Here is a 14,536-nt window from a genome sequence, read left to right on the forward strand (position 1 = left end):
CGACCAGCGCGTGACCCGCCTGACCTCGCCGCCGCGCAAGCCCACCTGGTCTACCTTCCACATCAGCGGCCCTACCAGGAACTCTGTGGATGTTTCAAGTCGGATGCGAACCCAAGGTGGAGGGGCTGAGAATCCTCCCCATGAAGACGCATCAGCCCACCGTCCAACGCTTCGGGCCGGAGTTCGTTGGGGAGCAACGCCGCCGCTACGGCTCGCGTCAGCCGGAGGGCAGGATGCTGTCCTACGACCTCGCGGCGGAAGACGAGTACGAGCCCTGGCGGACCTGGCTCGACGAACAGCTAACACTGCTGCCGGACAAGACGGCCGCCACCTTCGCGGCGAACCTGTGGCAGGACCAGAACTTCTGGCCCGACATCATCGAGCTGGCCGCTGGAGCAGCTCTACGCGCCCGCGGCTTCGGTGTGGAGTTCGAACGCCGATGGGGCGACCAGACCCCGGACTGGACCGTCACAGACGTAGACGGCACGCCAGTGGCGCTGGTGGAGGTGCTTACCCACTGCCCGTCGAAGGAGACGTACGGGCGGATGAAGGCGTGGCACAACCTGGTCGAGCGCCTCAAGCAGATCCCCGTCCCCGTCGTCCTCACGGTTGCCGGTGACAGCAGCCGGCCCATCGAGGCCCCGGACGCCCGCACCGCGAAGAGGATCGCTCAGGACCTGCGCCGCGCCCTGCTCTCCCCGCTCCACCAACTCGTCTACCGAAGTCAGGGATACACCTTCCTCCTCCAGGCGGATCCGCGGACCGGGCGAACGATGCAGCCACCCGGGATGAGTACCATCCTGGTCCCGCCCAGCAATATGGCCGGCGTGGTCTCCGCCCAGCCGCTGACCTCCGGTATCGAGGAGAAGGTCAGCAAGTACCGCGCCCTGGCGACGGAGACCGGGCTACCGCTGATCGTGGCCGCGGGCGCGCACAAGTTCACTGGCCTCGAAGTCCGCCAGCTCGACGACCTGCTAAACGGCATCCACACACTGACCGTCCAGTTCAGCTACGGGGACACCCTCGTCCACGAGCCGGTTTCCTTCGAACCCGGCAAGCCGGCGCGCTGGGACATGCCACCGGACCTGGCCGGGGTGTTGTGGGTGGACAACATCTTCCCGTTCATCGCCCAGTGGCGACCCAATCAAGGCGCGGTGACCCCGGCGCCGACCAGACTTACTGGGATGCCCAGCACGCGACCATGATCAACGACGGCGCTACTTCCTGGACCTCAACGACTCACGTCCGGTATCGGCCCTTGGGGAGGATCTGAACGGTCAGTAGCTGGGATCGGGAGTCAGGTCCTCCCGAGGTCGACCGGCTCGTGGAGGGAGAACAGGGTGTCCCGCTATAGAGGCGGACCGGGGGGGCCGGTACGCCGAACTACACACGTCCGCTGAAGCAGGCCAGCGGATCGAAGGAGCGGCCGTACGCGTCATGCGGCACCTACCGCGTTCCGCGATCCACTTCAGGTCGATGGGGTTGCGCAGGGTGCAGGCGGAGGCCGGCGATGCCGTGCCGGAGGAGGAGGTCGACCACCCGATCCTCGCCATCCTCAGCGTCAAGACCGAAGGGGGAGCGCGGATCCAGTTGACGACCGCGACCCCAGTCGAGGCGCTGTCGCTGCTTCCCAGCATCGACTTCACCGAAGTGCACGAACTCGGAGATGTCCCCGCCACCGTTAGATGGCTTCCCACCCTCCGCACCCTCGAAGACGCGAGGTGGCATGCCATCAGCATCAAGGACGGGCAGATCATCGACGTGGAATGGAATCCCGAAACACGGCAGTGGGTCAATCTCCGGTTCTAGGGGTCCAGCCAGAGGTGAGCCCCTACCAGGGACACGGCTTCGACGTCCTCGACGTCGGCGGGAAAGTCCAAATGCGCCGCCTGGGCCCGGTGGTCCGGATCGGCACCGACGGCAGCGAGCGAATGTTCGTCCGCCACCGCGACGCTTCCCACCTGCCATGGACTCAGGATCTGGCTCGCGTCCAACGAGGAACATGACCTCAGCCCGACCTGTCAGACCTAGCGGGTCTAACTGCTGCTGGCCTGCTCGTCTTCGGGATCAGGGGCGAGATCCTAGTGGCCCCAGCACTTGCGGGCGGCGTCCGCGCTGATGCCGAACGGCTCCCCGATCGTCTCCCAGGAGGTGCCGGCGGCGCGCTCCCCCAGCACGCACACGAGCACCATGTCGGCCGCCCGGGACTCCACGCCTGCAGCCGCGACGGCGAACACCTCGGGCCAGGCGTCCTGCCGCAGCACTGCCTGGAGGAGGACCTCGCGCACGTTCTGCAGGTGGACGTCGAGGCTGTGGCCGGCCCCGGCGAGCACACTGCGGGCGGGCAGGGCCCGGTTCGCGCGGTGGCGGTCGCGTTACGCCTGGTCCCGACACAGGCGAGGCCGCGCGCAGTAGCGAGGGGATCGCCTGCCGAAGTGGCGGTGGGTCCAGTACGGGGGTGTGACCGAGGTACACGCCAAAGGGGCAACGAGATGATCTTGAAGCCCTGGGCGCTCGGCCCCCGCATTTCAGAGAGACACGAGGGACACGCACGCTGTTCTGCCAGCGGCAGAACACCGACCGAACCGGGCTCGACGATCACTACAGTCCAGTCTCATGACGACGATCACGACGCGTACGGTCGAGTACCCGGCCGACGGCTTGACGATGATCGGACACCTCGCACTCCCGGCCGGTGTCGACCGCCGGCCCGCGGTGCTGCTCGGACCAGAGGGCATGGGACTCAGCGACGTCGAGCGCCACCGGGCCGATGCTCTCGCCGAGCTGGGATACGTAGCGCTGGCCTTCGACCTTCACGGCGGGCGCTATTTGGGCGACCCCGAGGAGATGCTTGCCCGTTGCCTGCCGCTGCTCGCCGACCCCGACCGGATGCGGGGCATCGGGCATGCGGCGCTCGACGTGTTGCGCACCGAACCGCGGACCGACCCCGACCGGATCGCCGCCATCGGCTACGGCACCGGAGGCGCCGTCGGGCTGGAACTCGGGCGCGACGGCGTCAACCTGCGCGCGATCGGGACAGTCAACGCACTGACCACGGGCCGACCGGGCGAAGCAGCGCACATTCGCTGCCCGGTGTGGGCCGGCGTCGGATCGGAAGACCCGATCATGCCGCCCGCACAACGGAACGCGTTCACCGCCGAGATGCAGGCCGCGGGCGTCGACTGGCGCCTCGCGGTCTACGGCGGCGCCTTGCACGCCTTCCACCACCCGCCGGTCGACCACCCCACGGTCCCCGGCGTCGGCTACCACCCACAGCACGCACAGCGAGCCTGGCGCGACGTCGTCGACCTGCTCGCCGAGTGCCTGCCCGTGACGGAATATCTTCGGGCATGACAGGCCAACAGCCTGGCGCTACGAGCGGGCCTTCGCCGACCTCGCCGCAAGCGCCGTCTACGGGGCCGGAGCCATCGCCCTGATCCGGCCTGCCGCCGCAGCGCACGGGTGAAGGTCTGCAATTTCCCGCAAGAACGTTGAGGTGCCTCTGTCCGGATCCTTAGCTTCAAGGGTGTTGGGATTCCACCGGCAGCACGGAGTCCCCTGATGAGCGCACCCACCAACGGCCCGGAGCCCGCCCCGTGGACCCTGGCGCAGTCCGGCTACGGCACCACCTCCTCGGAGCTGCTGGCCCGCACGGACCGTGGCTTTGCCCGCTTCTCGGCGACCAGGACGAGGAGCGGGAGAGCGCCACCCACGGGGGCGAGGCATGAAGGAGAACGCCGAGCTCGCTCCCGGCCGCGAGGAACACCCGCTGCTGGGCAGCCGAGTCCGCGACGTCGCCTCCGGCGCCGAGGGCGAAGTGATGGCCGTCGTCATCGAGGAAGTTGACACCCACACCGGCCCGCACTGGACCCGTCGCGCCTACATCCTTCCCGAGGCCGGCGGCCGCGAGCTGCCGACCGCTGTGTGCAACATCGAATCCCTTGGGGCCCGGCCCCCTGACCGCTCCGCACCCGGGCGGACGCCCGACCCCGGGGTGCGCAGCCCGGCACCGCCGTACCAGCCCGACCGCGGGCGCACGGGCACCACGTCCGACGGCGTAGAGGGCACCTCCATGACCACCGTCATCCAGCCCGAGACCGTCGCCCAACGCACCCGGGAGATCCTCGCCGCCTGAGAGGCCGACCCCGAGTTCGGCCGCCTGTGGGAGAGCTGCCTCGCCTGCTCCCCCTGCCGGTAGGAGGTACACCGTCCGCAAGCAGCCTCCAGCCTGGCTACAGCGCCGGGGTCCCGACTGCCCGACTGCTACTGCCCGTCGGTCTGGTCCCCCGAGGGGCTGAGTGCATTCGCTTTCCCTCGAAGGTATTCGTCGACGGCGTTGGCGGGGACTCGGAATGAGCGGCCGACCCTGATCGCCGGAAGGTGGCCGCTGTGCACGAGGCGGTGGACGGTCATCTTCGTGACGCGCATCACCGAGGCGACTTCGGCCACGGTGAGGAACTCGACGCCCTCGACCAGTTCCTGGGCCCTGCCCGAACCGGCGGACGAAGACCGGTGGGTAGCCGGCTGGTCCGGGGGCTGCTCATCGGAAAGATCAGCATCGGCAAGTCCGGACCGTGGGCTACGGCGCTGAGATGAGAGGACGACCTGGGAGCGGCCCAAGACGGTGTCCAGAGTTCCCCGCAGCGCGATCAGTTCGCCCAGGTATTGCGCGTACAGCGGGTCGGACGGGTCAAGGCTATTGAGGTCCGTAGTCCGGAGGAGTTCGAGGAGCAGACGTACTCGGTCCCTGGCCACCTCGTCCGGACGGACTTCTCGCGCCGACACCGTGGATGCCGCGCTTTCCAAGGTTGCCAACGCGAGCCAGACCTGACGTGCCGCGTCAAGCACCCATTCGGCGTCCGACTTCGCGGCTGCGGGGGCGATCGGCTGGTCCACCGGCTCCTGCGCCTGGTGCTCGTGAAGGCGGTGGTCTTCGGGCTGAACGGGAACCGCCTCGTCCGGGGGATTTGGCTGTGGCGCCAATGTGTACGGCCGCAGAGGCTGAAACCCTTCCTCGCCACGCCGGATGCGCATCTCGTCTCGGCCCGGGGAGTCGTCGTGCAGAGGCTCGTAGGCGAGAGCATGGCGCAGCCAGGAGAAGAAGGAACGAGGCTCCGCCTCCGCGGTGATACGGTCCTCCGCCTGACCGAACTGACGGTCTGCGAATGGCTGAGCAGTCCGGGCAATGTTCCCCAGAACCTGGGAAGCGAAGGAGTCAGAGCGCACCGATCTGCCCTCCCGAATTCGTCGTCATTTCCGAGGCCGTCGGCTGCTGAGGAAGGGGCGCCGGCACGGCAGCAGGCACTATGGGCGGGGCGCTAACCGCTGAGTGGGAGAGCCCTTGCTTCGCCAGCTGCTGAAGGATCTTGGGAGCGGCGATCCCGATGGTGAGGGCCGCGAGGGGCCCGGCCACCTGCCCTGACGCGGCGAAGGCCGCGGTCAGCCCCATCCCCACGCCCAGTCTGATGATCACGGCGACCGCGTACGGTGCCAACGCCGGCTCGCCCTTCTTCTTCCAGGGCCAGCCGTCCGTGGTGTGGATTGCGGTGTAGAGGTCCAGGCCCTCAATGAGTGCCGCGCCCAGCAGCCCCCAAAGGCATCCTTCTAAGACCGTCATCAGCGGCTCCCCCTGCTGAGTTGGCGTCCGCGAGACGCTGTCGGAGGGGGACAGCATCGCAGCCGCGGCCATTCTCCACAGGGCCTCGCGGAAACCCGTCGTCCACCGAGCCGCGCCCTTGTCTAGCGGTCTCGGTGCCGCTTCGTCGGATGACCCGCCCCCAGCCCGTGTGCGTACTCGTACTCGACTGGCACGGTGAGCCGCCCTACGGTCTCACCGCGGTCGGGTTCGCGCCGGACCGGCTGGCCGAGGCGCAGGCCCTGGCCTCCGCCGTCCTGGGCGGTCTCGTCCACCCGGCATCGTGGGAAGGAGCGGACCCCGGACTGCGCAGACGCGTGGTGCGGGCCTGCCGGCCGATTCCCACCGAAGGCCTGTGGCACGTGTCGGACGATCGTCCCGGCACGGCGGAGGACGGGGCGCGGCGCGCCTGCCTGCGGCAGCTGGCGGACGAGTGGCCGCATGCCCGGCCGTTGGCCGGAGATGCGGCCGGGCCGGGGCTGACCGCCCTGGTGCGACTCACGGCGCTGGTGTGCCGGATGCCGCCGGAGATCCTGCTGGACGCCGAAGAGGACCTCCTCGACGTCTACGACACCTACACCGTCGGCGCCCTGGACGCCGACCCGCAGGACCCGTAGGCCCCGCGACCGCACTTCGTGCGGATGCGCACGCACGACCCGCTGCCCCCGGCCGAGAGAACTCGGCCGGGGGCAGCGTCGTCGGGTACAGCGCCGCGCGCGCCGCGAATGCGAGGCCGGACCTGGTTTACGACTTGGGGTGCTCACCCCGGCTTCGTCTGCGTGATCGCCTACGACGACTCCGAGGGCGACGACCCGGCCGAGCCGGTCGGGTTCTCGTACGGCGCCCCGTCCAACCCGGGCCGCGAATGGTGGCGCGACCACCTCGACCCCGCGCCCGACCCGAGCACCACCTTCGCCGCCTCCGAACTGATGGTCCGCGGCGAGTGGCGCAAGACCGGCATAGCCCACCGCCTCCACGAGATCCTCCTGACCCTCTACGAGAGCTGGCACTACACCAAGGTCGGCGAACGCCGACCCTTCCCCGACTCCCCCTCTACGCGGTCACGCTCCGTGACCTGCGCAGCAGCCCGGCGGGGACACCCTGAAGCCCCAACGGGGACTGTCAGATATGTCGGTTTCGGTGAAATTGCTTCAGAACACCTTCTTCGCTCCCTAAAGTGGCAGCTCAGTAAGCCTGTTTCCCCGCGCACGTGGGGAGGACCCCGCACACGCGGGGATCCCCCCTCAGCGGGGATGTGCCCCTCGGCGTCCAGGGCTGCTGCCGGCGTACGCAGGATCTCCATCCCGCCCATGCTGGGCCGGGCGCCGCTTCGGTTCAGCGTGCGAAGGTGCTCCGGCGGCGGCGGATGTCGGTTTCCATGGCGTGCGGGGCGGTGACGGTGCAGTCCTTCGGCACGGTTCGGATGGCCAGGGTCACGCCGCTGGTGATCTGGCAGCGGCGGCCGATGGCGACGCCGGGGCCGATGCTGATGTTGGTGCCGGTCTGAGTGTCGTCCCCGATGACGGCCCCGAACCGGGTCGTGCCCGACCGGTACAGGCCGCTGCCGGTCCTCATGATCACTTCTCGGTCGGGCTTGCGCATGTCCGTGGTCATGTTGATCGCGGCCACGGTGACGTTGGCGGAGAGGTGGGCCCGGGCTCCGATGATCGTCCGGTTGACGCCGATCCGGTGCCCGAGGACGGCTCCTTCGCCGACGAAGGTGGCGGTGACTTCGCAGTTGAAGCCGACCTGTGCGCCGGCGCACAGGACGCTGCCCTTTCGCACAGTGGTGAATTCGTGGACCTTGACGTCCGGCCCGATGATCACGTCGTCTCCGATGATCGCCGTGGGGTGGATGAACGCGGAAGGGTGGATGCGCTGGTCCTCCCCCAGTGTGACCAGGGCTTCGCGCTGGAGGCCCTGCCACTGGGCCAGGAACTCGGCCAGCTCGAAGTTCGCCAGGCCGCCGTAGACGGTCGTGGCGACGGGGCCCTGGGTGGGGGCGGTGACGTAGTCGCCGAGGTTGATCCGTTCCATTGCCGTGGCCTCTCGTACGGTCCGGATCCAGGGTTCGACAGGGGTACGCTCGCCGTTCACCTGGCCCCGGATGGAAGTGGTGGTGGTCGTGACCCGGCCGCGTGTGGGTGTCGCCGTACTGACGATGGGCGACCGGATGCCTGAGCTACTGGCCCTGCTGGCCTCGGTGGCCAAGCAGGACGAACCGGCGGCCCGGGTCGTGGTGGTCGGGAACGGGACAGCCCTTCCGGGCCTGCCCGAGGGTGTGACCGGAGTGGAGCTCGTGGAGAACCTGGGGGTGTCGGGCGGCCGGAACGTCGCCTGGCGCCGCTTGCGGGAGTTCGGGGACGTCGATGTCCTGGTGGACCTGGACGACGACGGCCTGTTGATCGAGGCGGACGTCGTCCGGCGGATCGCCGACCTGTACGCGGCGGACCGCCGGCTGGGCATCGTCTCGTTCCGGATCGCGGACGAGACGGGCGAGACGCAGCGGCGGCACGTGCCCCGCCTGCGGGCGGGTGACCCGATGCGGCGGGGCCTGGTGACGACGTTCCTGGGCGGCGGGCACGCCCTGTCGATGCCGATGCTGGAGGAGACCGGGAGCTGGCCGGACGCCTTCTTCTTCACGCACGAGGAAACGGATCTGGCCTGGCGGGCCCTCGACCGCGGCTGGGACATCCTCTACGAACCGCAGTTGGTGCTCCAGCATCCGAAGACCTCACCGGCCCGGCATGCCGTCTACTACCGGATGACGGCCCGCAACCGGGTCTGGCTGGCCAAGCGGCACCTGCCCGCCCCGCTGGTCCCGGTCTACCTGGGCGTGTGGACGCTGCTGACCGTGGCGCGCACGCGGTCCCTGGCCGGCCTGCGGCCCTGGTTCGCCGGATTCGCCGAAGGCGTCCGTACGAGCGGCGGCCCGCGGCGTCCCATGCGCTGGCGGACGGTGTGGCGGCTGACCAGGCTGGGTCGGCCCCCGGTCGTTTAGGCGATGGCGGGCTCCTGCCTGAGCCAGTCCGGGGCTGCGGCCGGGGTGTTCCGTAGCCACTTCACGTAGCGGGCCACCCCCTCGGTGATGGTGACCTTCGGCTTCCAGCCCAGGATGTTCTCCATCCGGCGGGTGGCCGCGTACCCGCCGAGCGGATCACCGGCCGGGAGCGGTGTCCCCAGGAACGGCGTGTTCGGGTAGTGGCCTTGGACGAGCTGGGCGATATTCCTGACGCTGGTGGGGACGCCGGTACCGATGTTCACGGTATCGGTGTGCGCGCGAGGGCTGGCCAGGGCACGCAGCGTGCCCTCGGCGATGTCGTCCACGTGGACCATGTCCCGCACCTGCCTGCCGCCGCCGTTCAGGTGGAGCGGGAGGCCGAGGTGGGCCCGCGCCGCGAACCAGGCCACCACCCACGAGTGGGAGTCGGGCTTGATGGTCTGGGGTTCCCCGTACACGGAGAAGTAGCGGACGATCGCGTACGAGGTGCCGGCCTGCCCGAGGACGAGCGCGGTCTGCTCCTCGCCCCAGGCCTTCGTGTTGCCGTAGACGGACTTCGGGCACATGCGGGTGAACTCGTGGAACTGGGGCGGGATGCGGCCGTGGACGGACTCCAGGAGTTGGCGCACGGCCAGGAGGTCGGGGCTGTCGGTCTCCTCGGGGTTTCCGTCGCCGTAGACGCTGGCGGAGGAGACGAACACCATGCGGCGGACGCGGTCCGTGGCGGCGACGGCGTCCAGGATGTTCTGGGTGCCGGCCACGTTGGTGTCGATGGCGGCCAGCGGTTCGCGGGTGCAGGCGGCGACGTCCGCCAGGGCGGCGGCATGGATCACGTAGTCCGAGTCCGCGACCAGCTTCCGCACCAGCGCGGTGTCGCGGATGTCCCCCAGGACCACCCCCGGGTCGCCGGGACGGACGTCGAACAGGTCGGCGTACACGTACTCGGGATAGGCGTTCATGGTGCACACGGCCACCGGGCGGGCGCCCAGGTCCCGCAGCTGGGCGGTGATGCGGGAGCCGATGAGTCCGGCGCCGCCGGTCACCAGGACGGTGGCGCCGGACAGGGCGGTGAGGTCTGAGCGGTGGTGCACGATGCCTCCGGGAACAGGGTTCGGGTGGAACGTGACGGGGTGTTCCTTCGCCTCACCGCCGCAGGGCGGCGAGGCGGGCCGGTCATGGCGGGGCTGTGGCCCCGGCGCGGTGACCGGGGTCTGTGGGCCGCCAGTCGCGGGGATTCAGCGGATCGGTCAGGGACGGACGCGGGGCGCGGGTCACATACAAGGCAGGACTGACTGGCGGTGTGCTGGAGGCCTCCTCATCAGCCCGTGAGCCGCCGCTGGCCGGCAGGCCGGCCTGAGAGTCGGCCTGGCGGATGGGCAGCGCGCACCACGAGGTTCTGCTTTCAGGGGTGAACCCCCACCCCCCGCCGAGTTCGGCGGTGAGCAGGTCCACGATCAGGAGGCCACGCCCGCTCTCTGCCTCCGGGGCGGGGTTGTCTTGGAGAGGCGAACCGATGCCGGAGTCCCGCACGAGCAGGCGGACCTCCGCGCGGGTGACGAGGAGGGACAGCTTGACCGTCCCGCCTCCGTAGACGATCGCGTTGGTGACCAGCTCGCTCACGACTACCTCCGCGGTCTCCCGAAGCCAGGAGAGCCCCAGGCCCCGTAGCTGATCGCCCACGATCGTCCGCATCTGCCGGACACGGCGCACATCCGCTTCGGACGGCGCCGTACCCACGGCACCCTCGACGGCGAACTCGCACTCCATGAGGTTGTTCGTTCGCCGAGGCCGGCCTGCCGTTTGCTCCGGCACGGCCTGGAACGGGGTGATCGTCTGCGTCATGGCACGCCCCTTCTGCCCGTGGTCATGAAGACATCACATCGGCATTGGGACGTGCTTCCCAGGGGAATCCAGAGGGGGAAAAACCTGTAAAGGGGGGACGTGGAGGGGGAAATCGGCGCCACCATGGGGGCACACCGACGGACAGGGGCCACACTCGTGTCAGGCGATGGATTCGGCCAGCGGCTGCTCCGGCTTCGGGTCCAGGCCGGACGCACTCAGGAACAGCAGGCAGACGCGATCAACACCGTCTCCGGCCGCGACACCATGACGCGCCGCGAGATCAGCCGGTACGAGACCGGCCAGAACATCCCGACCAACCACACGCTCACGCACATCGCGATCGCCTGTGGCCTGCCCCCGGACCAACTCAAGCAAGAAGCCGCTGCCGCACGTGCGGACCGTAGGAAGTCCTCGGCGCGGGAGGAACAGGAGTTCATCGACATGAGGCGGCGCACCCTCCTCGCGGGACCGGCAATCGGAGCTGCTGCCGCGAGCGAACCGTGGGCACGGCTCGCCCACGCCCTCACCAAGGGATCCCGGCTGGACACCCACTCGGTCACCGCCCTGACCGAGCGTGCCGAAGCCCTCCACGTCAGCGAGAACCACCTGACCGCGCAGCAGTTGCAGCGCAACGTCGCGGCACATCTCGACACCATCACCGATGCACTCGCGTACTCCGACACTCACCAAGCGGAGCTGAGCGTCGCGGCCGGGGAAACGGCCGCACTTGCCGGATGGATCGCGTGGGACCTGGGCGACCATCGGGCCGCCCATTCTTACTACCAGGTCACACTCGACTGCGCCCGAGCCGCAGGGCACCCTCCTCTTCGGGCACTCGCCCTGACGTACGCGAGCTATGGGGCTGCCGCCACCAGCCGTCGCATCGAACTCCTCACCGTGCCGCCGCCCACGTACGCGGGCCCGGCAACGCCGCTGCCGCCGCCTGGATCCATGGCCGCCACGCCGAGGAGATGGCCGGCATCGGGGACTCGACCTCCGCCTTGCGCGCACTCGACCGCGCCCGAGTCGCATACGACTACGCCGACCCGATGGCCGAGCAGGCCTGGGTGCAGTTCATGTCGCCCGCGCGTATGGACGCGCTCGCGCTGTCGGTACTGGGCAGGCTGGCGCACCCGGAGCTGGACGAGGTCGCCTCGGCGGCCACACAGAAGCTGGGCGGCGAACTATCCGACGCGGGCGTCGTCATCCTCGGCGATCTCGCCGCCGCTCTCCTGCGAGGCAGCGACACCGAGCAGGGCCTACACGTCGCTCGGAAGTTCGCCACGGCAGCCATCGCTCGCCCCAACACCATGGGCCGCGCCCGAGCACACGCCATCGTCGACCAGCTGCCCGACCATGAAAGTGAGCTCGCATCGCAGCTGCGCACATTCGCCGCATAGCCAGCTGGCCACCGCAGACATGTCAGTCGGACCTACTCGGGGCTGGTCTCCTCCATGACCCACGCGCGGTAGCCGTCGGAAGCGCCGCTCACCGGCAGGACGATCCACTCAGGCACGTCGTAGCGGTGCTCACGGCCAACCCACTCCGCCAGGGCCGGCAGACGGTCCTCCGTGGTCTTGAAGGACACACGCCACTCCGAAGCGGTCTCGACCTTCCCCTCCCAGCGGTACACCGCGGTGATGGGAGCATCGATGTGAGCACAGGCGGCCAGCCGGGCACCCACTGCGCCCTGTGCCAGATCCCTGGCCCCCTCCTCGTCATCGATGGTGGTCTGCGCGATCACGATCTCAGTCGCCACGATGTCCTCCCCTGTCGTCTGGGCGTTGCCGTGTCCAGTGCACGCCGGGACCCATCTCGAACCTACAAGGGATCAGCCGTCGCCACGTTCCTACCGGCCACGTCAGGGCCAGCGACGAAGGACCTGCGGCAGCGGGGGTGCGCGATGGGGAATTCAGCAGCGCCCTCGACGCTACGGATGGTGTGGGCGGCGGCCTTGGCAGGGTCCTGGGTCCTGCTGGCTTACCCAGCCACAGCCCATGCCGTCGAAGACCTCCAAGCAGGCAACGCCGGCCTCACAGGTTTGATTCAGCGTGGCTGCGTCAGAGAACGGCACTCTTCGTGAGGGTTGCCGCCTGCGAGCAATATCCCTCACGGATGCCAAAGCGTTAGCCCGTGAAGCGTCACGAAATGTTCGTATCCATTAGAGTCGGAAAAACTCTTCAGGTTATTCTCTTCTTTCAATCCGAGCGCAACATCGCAGTTATGGGCGAGGACCGGGGGGGCGCCTGCGAGCACATAGTACGCGTGCGTGCCGAGGTGCCGTCATCTGTGTTTTCGTAGGTCAGTAGAATTCGGCCAGTTCGTGGGCGTGTGTGGAAGTGTCACGAGGTACGCACCGGCCACTGCGCTGTCGCTGCCTCGCCGTCGACCTGGGCCCCCGCCGTGCGGGAACGCCCGGGTTTCCTCGCGCCTGATACCCATACAAGAAAACTGCTGGGGAGTGTGCGGACACACTCCCCAGCAGTTTTTATATTCCCCAGCTCCATCGACGTCAAGCCGTCAGGGAATCCATCCAGGGACGCCCGGACGCAATGTCATATTGACAGAGCCTCACTTTGAACCCATTTCAGGCCCCCGCATTGCGCTCCCGCTGCCGAGCAAGCGAAGGCGGGCGAGCCGAAAGGCGCAGTTCGCCTCCTGTCATAAAATCCAGCGTCACGGCGTCAAGAAGGTTACCCACTGGATGGAAGTCTTCCGGCGTCGGATGCCCTGCCCCATCACTCAACATGACGAAATCGATGCACGCCGGAACGTTTGATTCAGGCTCAACGACTGAGACTTCTACGCCGAAACGACCTCGATGTCCCGTGACGAGGCAGCGCACGACTTGGAACTGCCGAAGCCCGCTGAGCTGCCACATCTCCTGATGGAGCTCAGGGACCACAACACCCTTGATGTGACTCGCGGTTACTGCAAGGTCTCCCTGAAGCGCCGTCGTGAGGTCGCCGAAACCATGCGGAAATTTATCCTCGATCGCGCTGGCCAGCCACGCGCGGGTGGGACCGCCCTCGGGTACGAGCGCAAGTCCGTCGCCGTCCCGTACGGCAACTGCGAGGAGCCGACGAACGTGAAGGCCGGCGGCCAAGCCTGCCCGATCCGATTCCAATGCGCCGGGTGCCCGTCTTACCTGCCCGCGATCCAGGACGAACTGATCCGGCTCAAGGGCGGCCGCGAGTGCTGTCGGACAGCCGGCTGTACTCGCGCAGGGCGCTCGCGATCTCCCATACCTGCACCGGCAGGACGGCTTCGTTGCGCTGGCGGCCGATCAGGTCGAGCCGGTGGACCTGCGAGGTGATGATCGGGCTCTGGGCTTGCTGGGCGCGGGCAAGGAGATGCCGGGCGCCTTCGGTGAGGTCCCGGTCCTGCACGTAGTGGTCCGCTGCCCCGTCCAGGGCGCGGAGCTTGCGGCTGCACATGACGCACCGGAAGGCCTTCACACCCGCGAGCAGTACGGCGGCGGCCCCGGCGTACGGCCACAGGCCTGCGAGCCAGTGCAGGGTCGCGGCCGCGTGCGCCGTCCCGGCGGTGATGGTGCCGGGGACAGGTTCTACGTCAGATGGTGTGGTCAGCACCCACGGCGGCCCCATTGCGACGAGCGCAAGGCCGCCTTTGAGGACGATCGGACCCGCCGCCGCCACGGGGTGAACTGCCGACCGGCGGCGAGGATTGCGTTGCGGTTTCCCAGCAGGGTCCGGACAGGGACGGGCGCATCCGGATTGATGACGGGGCGATGGGGGTGGGGGCGTCGGGCACGGGATTCCTCTTCTGCGCTGACGGTCACGGCCACCCTGTGGTGGGTGGCTCCGTTGTGTTCGCCGGTGCCAGGGGCGGGGCGGTGACGGTCAGGGTGACCTTGTACTCGGAGGTGCTCTCGCGGGGAGCGTCGGTGCGGGCCCACGGGAGGGAGTGGATCTCCAGGCCGGGAGCCCGCAGGCGACAGCCGCAGGGGCCTCCAGGGTGTTGGCCGTCGTCGAAGTCGTCGAAGTCGTCGACGGTGAGGTCCAACTGAGCTGCCCCGCCGAACAGGCTTCAGCGGG

18 protein-coding genes and 1 pseudogene are annotated in these 14,536 nt (G+C 68.8%); 8 read left to right on the forward strand and 11 right to left on the reverse strand.

All coding sequences use genetic code 11. The annotated features are described in order from the left end of the window. The first annotated feature begins 140 nt into the window (after positions 1-140). Entirely contained in the window at positions 141-1,205 is a 1,065-nt protein-coding gene (locus AC3IYI_RS03905; protein WP_489408863.1) for a hypothetical protein, read from the forward strand. A 232-nt stretch (positions 1,206-1,437) separates the two neighbouring features. Continuing rightward, positions 1,438-1,809 (forward strand): hypothetical protein, encoded by a 372-nt coding sequence (locus tag AC3IYI_RS03910; protein WP_489408864.1) that lies wholly within the window; start codon positions 1,438-1,440, stop codon positions 1,807-1,809. On the opposite strand, the gene AC3IYI_RS03915 is transcribed toward AC3IYI_RS03910, so the two are convergent. Next, positions 1,806-1,946, reverse strand: a complete 141-nt coding sequence (locus AC3IYI_RS03915) for a hypothetical protein (RefSeq protein ID WP_489408865.1) — start codon at positions 1,944-1,946, stop codon at positions 1,806-1,808. The genes AC3IYI_RS03910 and AC3IYI_RS03915 overlap by 4 nt on opposite strands. A gap of 135 nt (positions 1,947-2,081) precedes the next feature. After that, positions 2,082-2,333: a hypothetical protein gene (locus AC3IYI_RS03920; protein WP_489408866.1), complete on the reverse strand. Its 252-nt coding sequence runs from the start codon at positions 2,331-2,333 to the stop codon at positions 2,082-2,084. A 283-nt stretch (positions 2,334-2,616) separates the two neighbouring features. Between AC3IYI_RS03920 and AC3IYI_RS03925 the strand changes: the two genes are divergently transcribed. Next, on the forward strand, positions 2,617-3,354 hold the full coding sequence (locus AC3IYI_RS03925) for a dienelactone hydrolase family protein (RefSeq protein WP_489408867.1): 738 nt from the start codon (positions 2,617-2,619) through the stop codon (positions 3,352-3,354). A gap of 370 nt (positions 3,355-3,724) precedes the next feature. Then, positions 3,725-4,135: a hypothetical protein gene (locus AC3IYI_RS03930; RefSeq protein WP_489408868.1), complete on the forward strand. Its 411-nt coding sequence runs from the start codon at positions 3,725-3,727 to the stop codon at positions 4,133-4,135. Positions 4,136-4,263: 128 nt separating this feature from the next. Here the strand turns inward: AC3IYI_RS03930 and AC3IYI_RS03935 are convergent, their stop codons facing one another. Both AC3IYI_RS03935 and AC3IYI_RS03940 read right to left on the reverse strand, forming a co-directional pair. Further along, the gene (locus AC3IYI_RS03935; protein ID WP_489411875.1) at positions 4,264-4,476 is read right to left on the reverse strand and encodes a helix-turn-helix domain-containing protein; all 213 of its coding nucleotides are present in this window, start codon (positions 4,474-4,476) and stop codon (positions 4,264-4,266) included. 739 nt (positions 4,477-5,215) lie between these two features. Beyond that, the gene (locus AC3IYI_RS03940; protein ID WP_489408869.1) at positions 5,216-5,674 is read right to left on the reverse strand and encodes a hypothetical protein; all 459 of its coding nucleotides are present in this window, start codon (positions 5,672-5,674) and stop codon (positions 5,216-5,218) included. Between the two features lie 92 nt (positions 5,675-5,766). On the opposite strand from AC3IYI_RS03940, the gene AC3IYI_RS03945 reads away from it, so the two are divergent. Next, positions 5,767-6,252, forward strand: a complete 486-nt coding sequence (locus AC3IYI_RS03945) for a hypothetical protein (RefSeq protein WP_489408870.1) — start codon at positions 5,767-5,769, stop codon at positions 6,250-6,252. Positions 6,253-6,970: 718 nt separating this feature from the next. On the opposite strand, the gene AC3IYI_RS03950 is transcribed toward AC3IYI_RS03945, so the two are convergent. Next, positions 6,971-7,672 (reverse strand): DapH/DapD/GlmU-related protein, encoded by a 702-nt coding sequence (locus tag AC3IYI_RS03950; protein ID WP_489408871.1) that lies wholly within the window; start codon positions 7,670-7,672, stop codon positions 6,971-6,973. 88 nt (positions 7,673-7,760) lie between these two features. Here AC3IYI_RS03950 and AC3IYI_RS03955 point away from each other — a divergent pair, with 88 nt between their 5' ends. Next, entirely contained in the window at positions 7,761-8,636 is an 876-nt protein-coding gene (locus tag AC3IYI_RS03955) for a glycosyltransferase family 2 protein (protein ID WP_489408872.1), read from the forward strand. On the opposite strand, the gene AC3IYI_RS03960 is transcribed toward AC3IYI_RS03955, so the two are convergent. Both AC3IYI_RS03960 and AC3IYI_RS03965 read right to left on the reverse strand, forming a co-directional pair. Beyond that, a complete protein-coding gene (locus AC3IYI_RS03960) occupies positions 8,633-9,727 on the reverse strand; it encodes an NAD-dependent epimerase/dehydratase family protein (protein WP_489408873.1) in 1,095 nt (364 codons plus the stop codon). The genes AC3IYI_RS03955 and AC3IYI_RS03960 overlap by 4 nt on opposite strands. Before the next feature lie 82 nt (positions 9,728-9,809). Continuing rightward, positions 9,810-10,478: an ATP-binding protein gene (locus AC3IYI_RS03965; protein WP_489408874.1), complete on the reverse strand. Its 669-nt coding sequence runs from the start codon at positions 10,476-10,478 to the stop codon at positions 9,810-9,812. A gap of 123 nt (positions 10,479-10,601) precedes the next feature. Here AC3IYI_RS03965 and AC3IYI_RS03970 point away from each other — a divergent pair. Further along, positions 10,602-11,294 (forward strand): annotated as a pseudogene (locus AC3IYI_RS03970) (helix-turn-helix domain-containing protein); the annotation flags it as partial. A gap of 155 nt (positions 11,295-11,449) precedes the next feature. After that, complete coding sequence (locus tag AC3IYI_RS03975; RefSeq protein ID WP_489411917.1) at positions 11,450-11,878, forward strand: hypothetical protein; 429 nt, start codon at positions 11,450-11,452, stop codon at positions 11,876-11,878. A 32-nt stretch (positions 11,879-11,910) separates the two neighbouring features. Here AC3IYI_RS03975 and cutA read toward each other — a convergent pair whose 3' ends face one another. From cutA to AC3IYI_RS03995, 4 genes are all read right to left on the reverse strand, one after another. Continuing rightward, complete coding sequence (gene cutA / locus AC3IYI_RS03980; protein ID WP_489408875.1) at positions 11,911-12,237, reverse strand: divalent-cation tolerance protein CutA; 327 nt, start codon at positions 12,235-12,237, stop codon at positions 11,911-11,913. 828 nt (positions 12,238-13,065) lie between these two features. Continuing rightward, positions 13,066-13,584, reverse strand: a complete 519-nt coding sequence (locus AC3IYI_RS03985; protein WP_489408876.1) for a hypothetical protein — start codon at positions 13,582-13,584, stop codon at positions 13,066-13,068. A gap of 73 nt (positions 13,585-13,657) precedes the next feature. Beyond that, positions 13,658-14,071 carry a hypothetical protein gene (locus tag AC3IYI_RS03990; protein ID WP_489408877.1) on the reverse strand — a complete coding sequence of 138 codons (414 nt, stop codon included), beginning with the start codon at positions 14,069-14,071 and terminating at the stop codon, positions 13,658-13,660. Between the two features lie 205 nt (positions 14,072-14,276). Continuing rightward, a complete protein-coding gene (locus AC3IYI_RS03995) occupies positions 14,277-14,504 on the reverse strand; it encodes a hypothetical protein (RefSeq protein ID WP_489408878.1) in 228 nt (75 codons plus the stop codon). Between the last annotated feature and the right edge of the window lie 32 nt (positions 14,505-14,536).

This window comes from Streptomyces sp. GL_148 (genome assembly GCF_057834205.1).

What these genes read in the sequence shown, in the direction of transcription:
- AC3IYI_RS03905 (WP_489408863.1), top strand. Translation starts at nt 141, where the DNA reads ATGAAGACGCATCAGCCCACCGTCCAACGCTTCGGGCCGGAGTTCGTT.
- AC3IYI_RS03910 (WP_489408864.1), top strand. Translation starts at nt 1,438, where the DNA reads ATGCGGCACCTACCGCGTTCCGCGATCCACTTCAGGTCGATGGGGTTG.
- AC3IYI_RS03925 (WP_489408867.1), top strand. Translation starts at nt 2,617, where the DNA reads ATGACGACGATCACGACGCGTACGGTCGAGTACCCGGCCGACGGCTTG.
- AC3IYI_RS03930 (WP_489408868.1), top strand. Translation starts at nt 3,725, where the DNA reads ATGAAGGAGAACGCCGAGCTCGCTCCCGGCCGCGAGGAACACCCGCTG.
- AC3IYI_RS03940 (WP_489408869.1), bottom strand. Translation starts at nt 5,674, where the DNA reads ATGCTGTCCCCCTCCGACAGCGTCTCGCGGACGCCAACTCAGCAGGGG.
- AC3IYI_RS03945 (WP_489408870.1), top strand. Translation starts at nt 5,767, where the DNA reads ATGACCCGCCCCCAGCCCGTGTGCGTACTCGTACTCGACTGGCACGGT.
- AC3IYI_RS03950 (WP_489408871.1), bottom strand. Translation starts at nt 7,672, where the DNA reads ATGGAACGGATCAACCTCGGCGACTACGTCACCGCCCCCACCCAGGGC.
- AC3IYI_RS03965 (WP_489408874.1), bottom strand. Translation starts at nt 10,478, where the DNA reads ATGACGCAGACGATCACCCCGTTCCAGGCCGTGCCGGAGCAAACGGCA.
- AC3IYI_RS03975 (WP_489411917.1), top strand. Translation starts at nt 11,450, where the DNA reads ATGGCCGGCATCGGGGACTCGACCTCCGCCTTGCGCGCACTCGACCGC.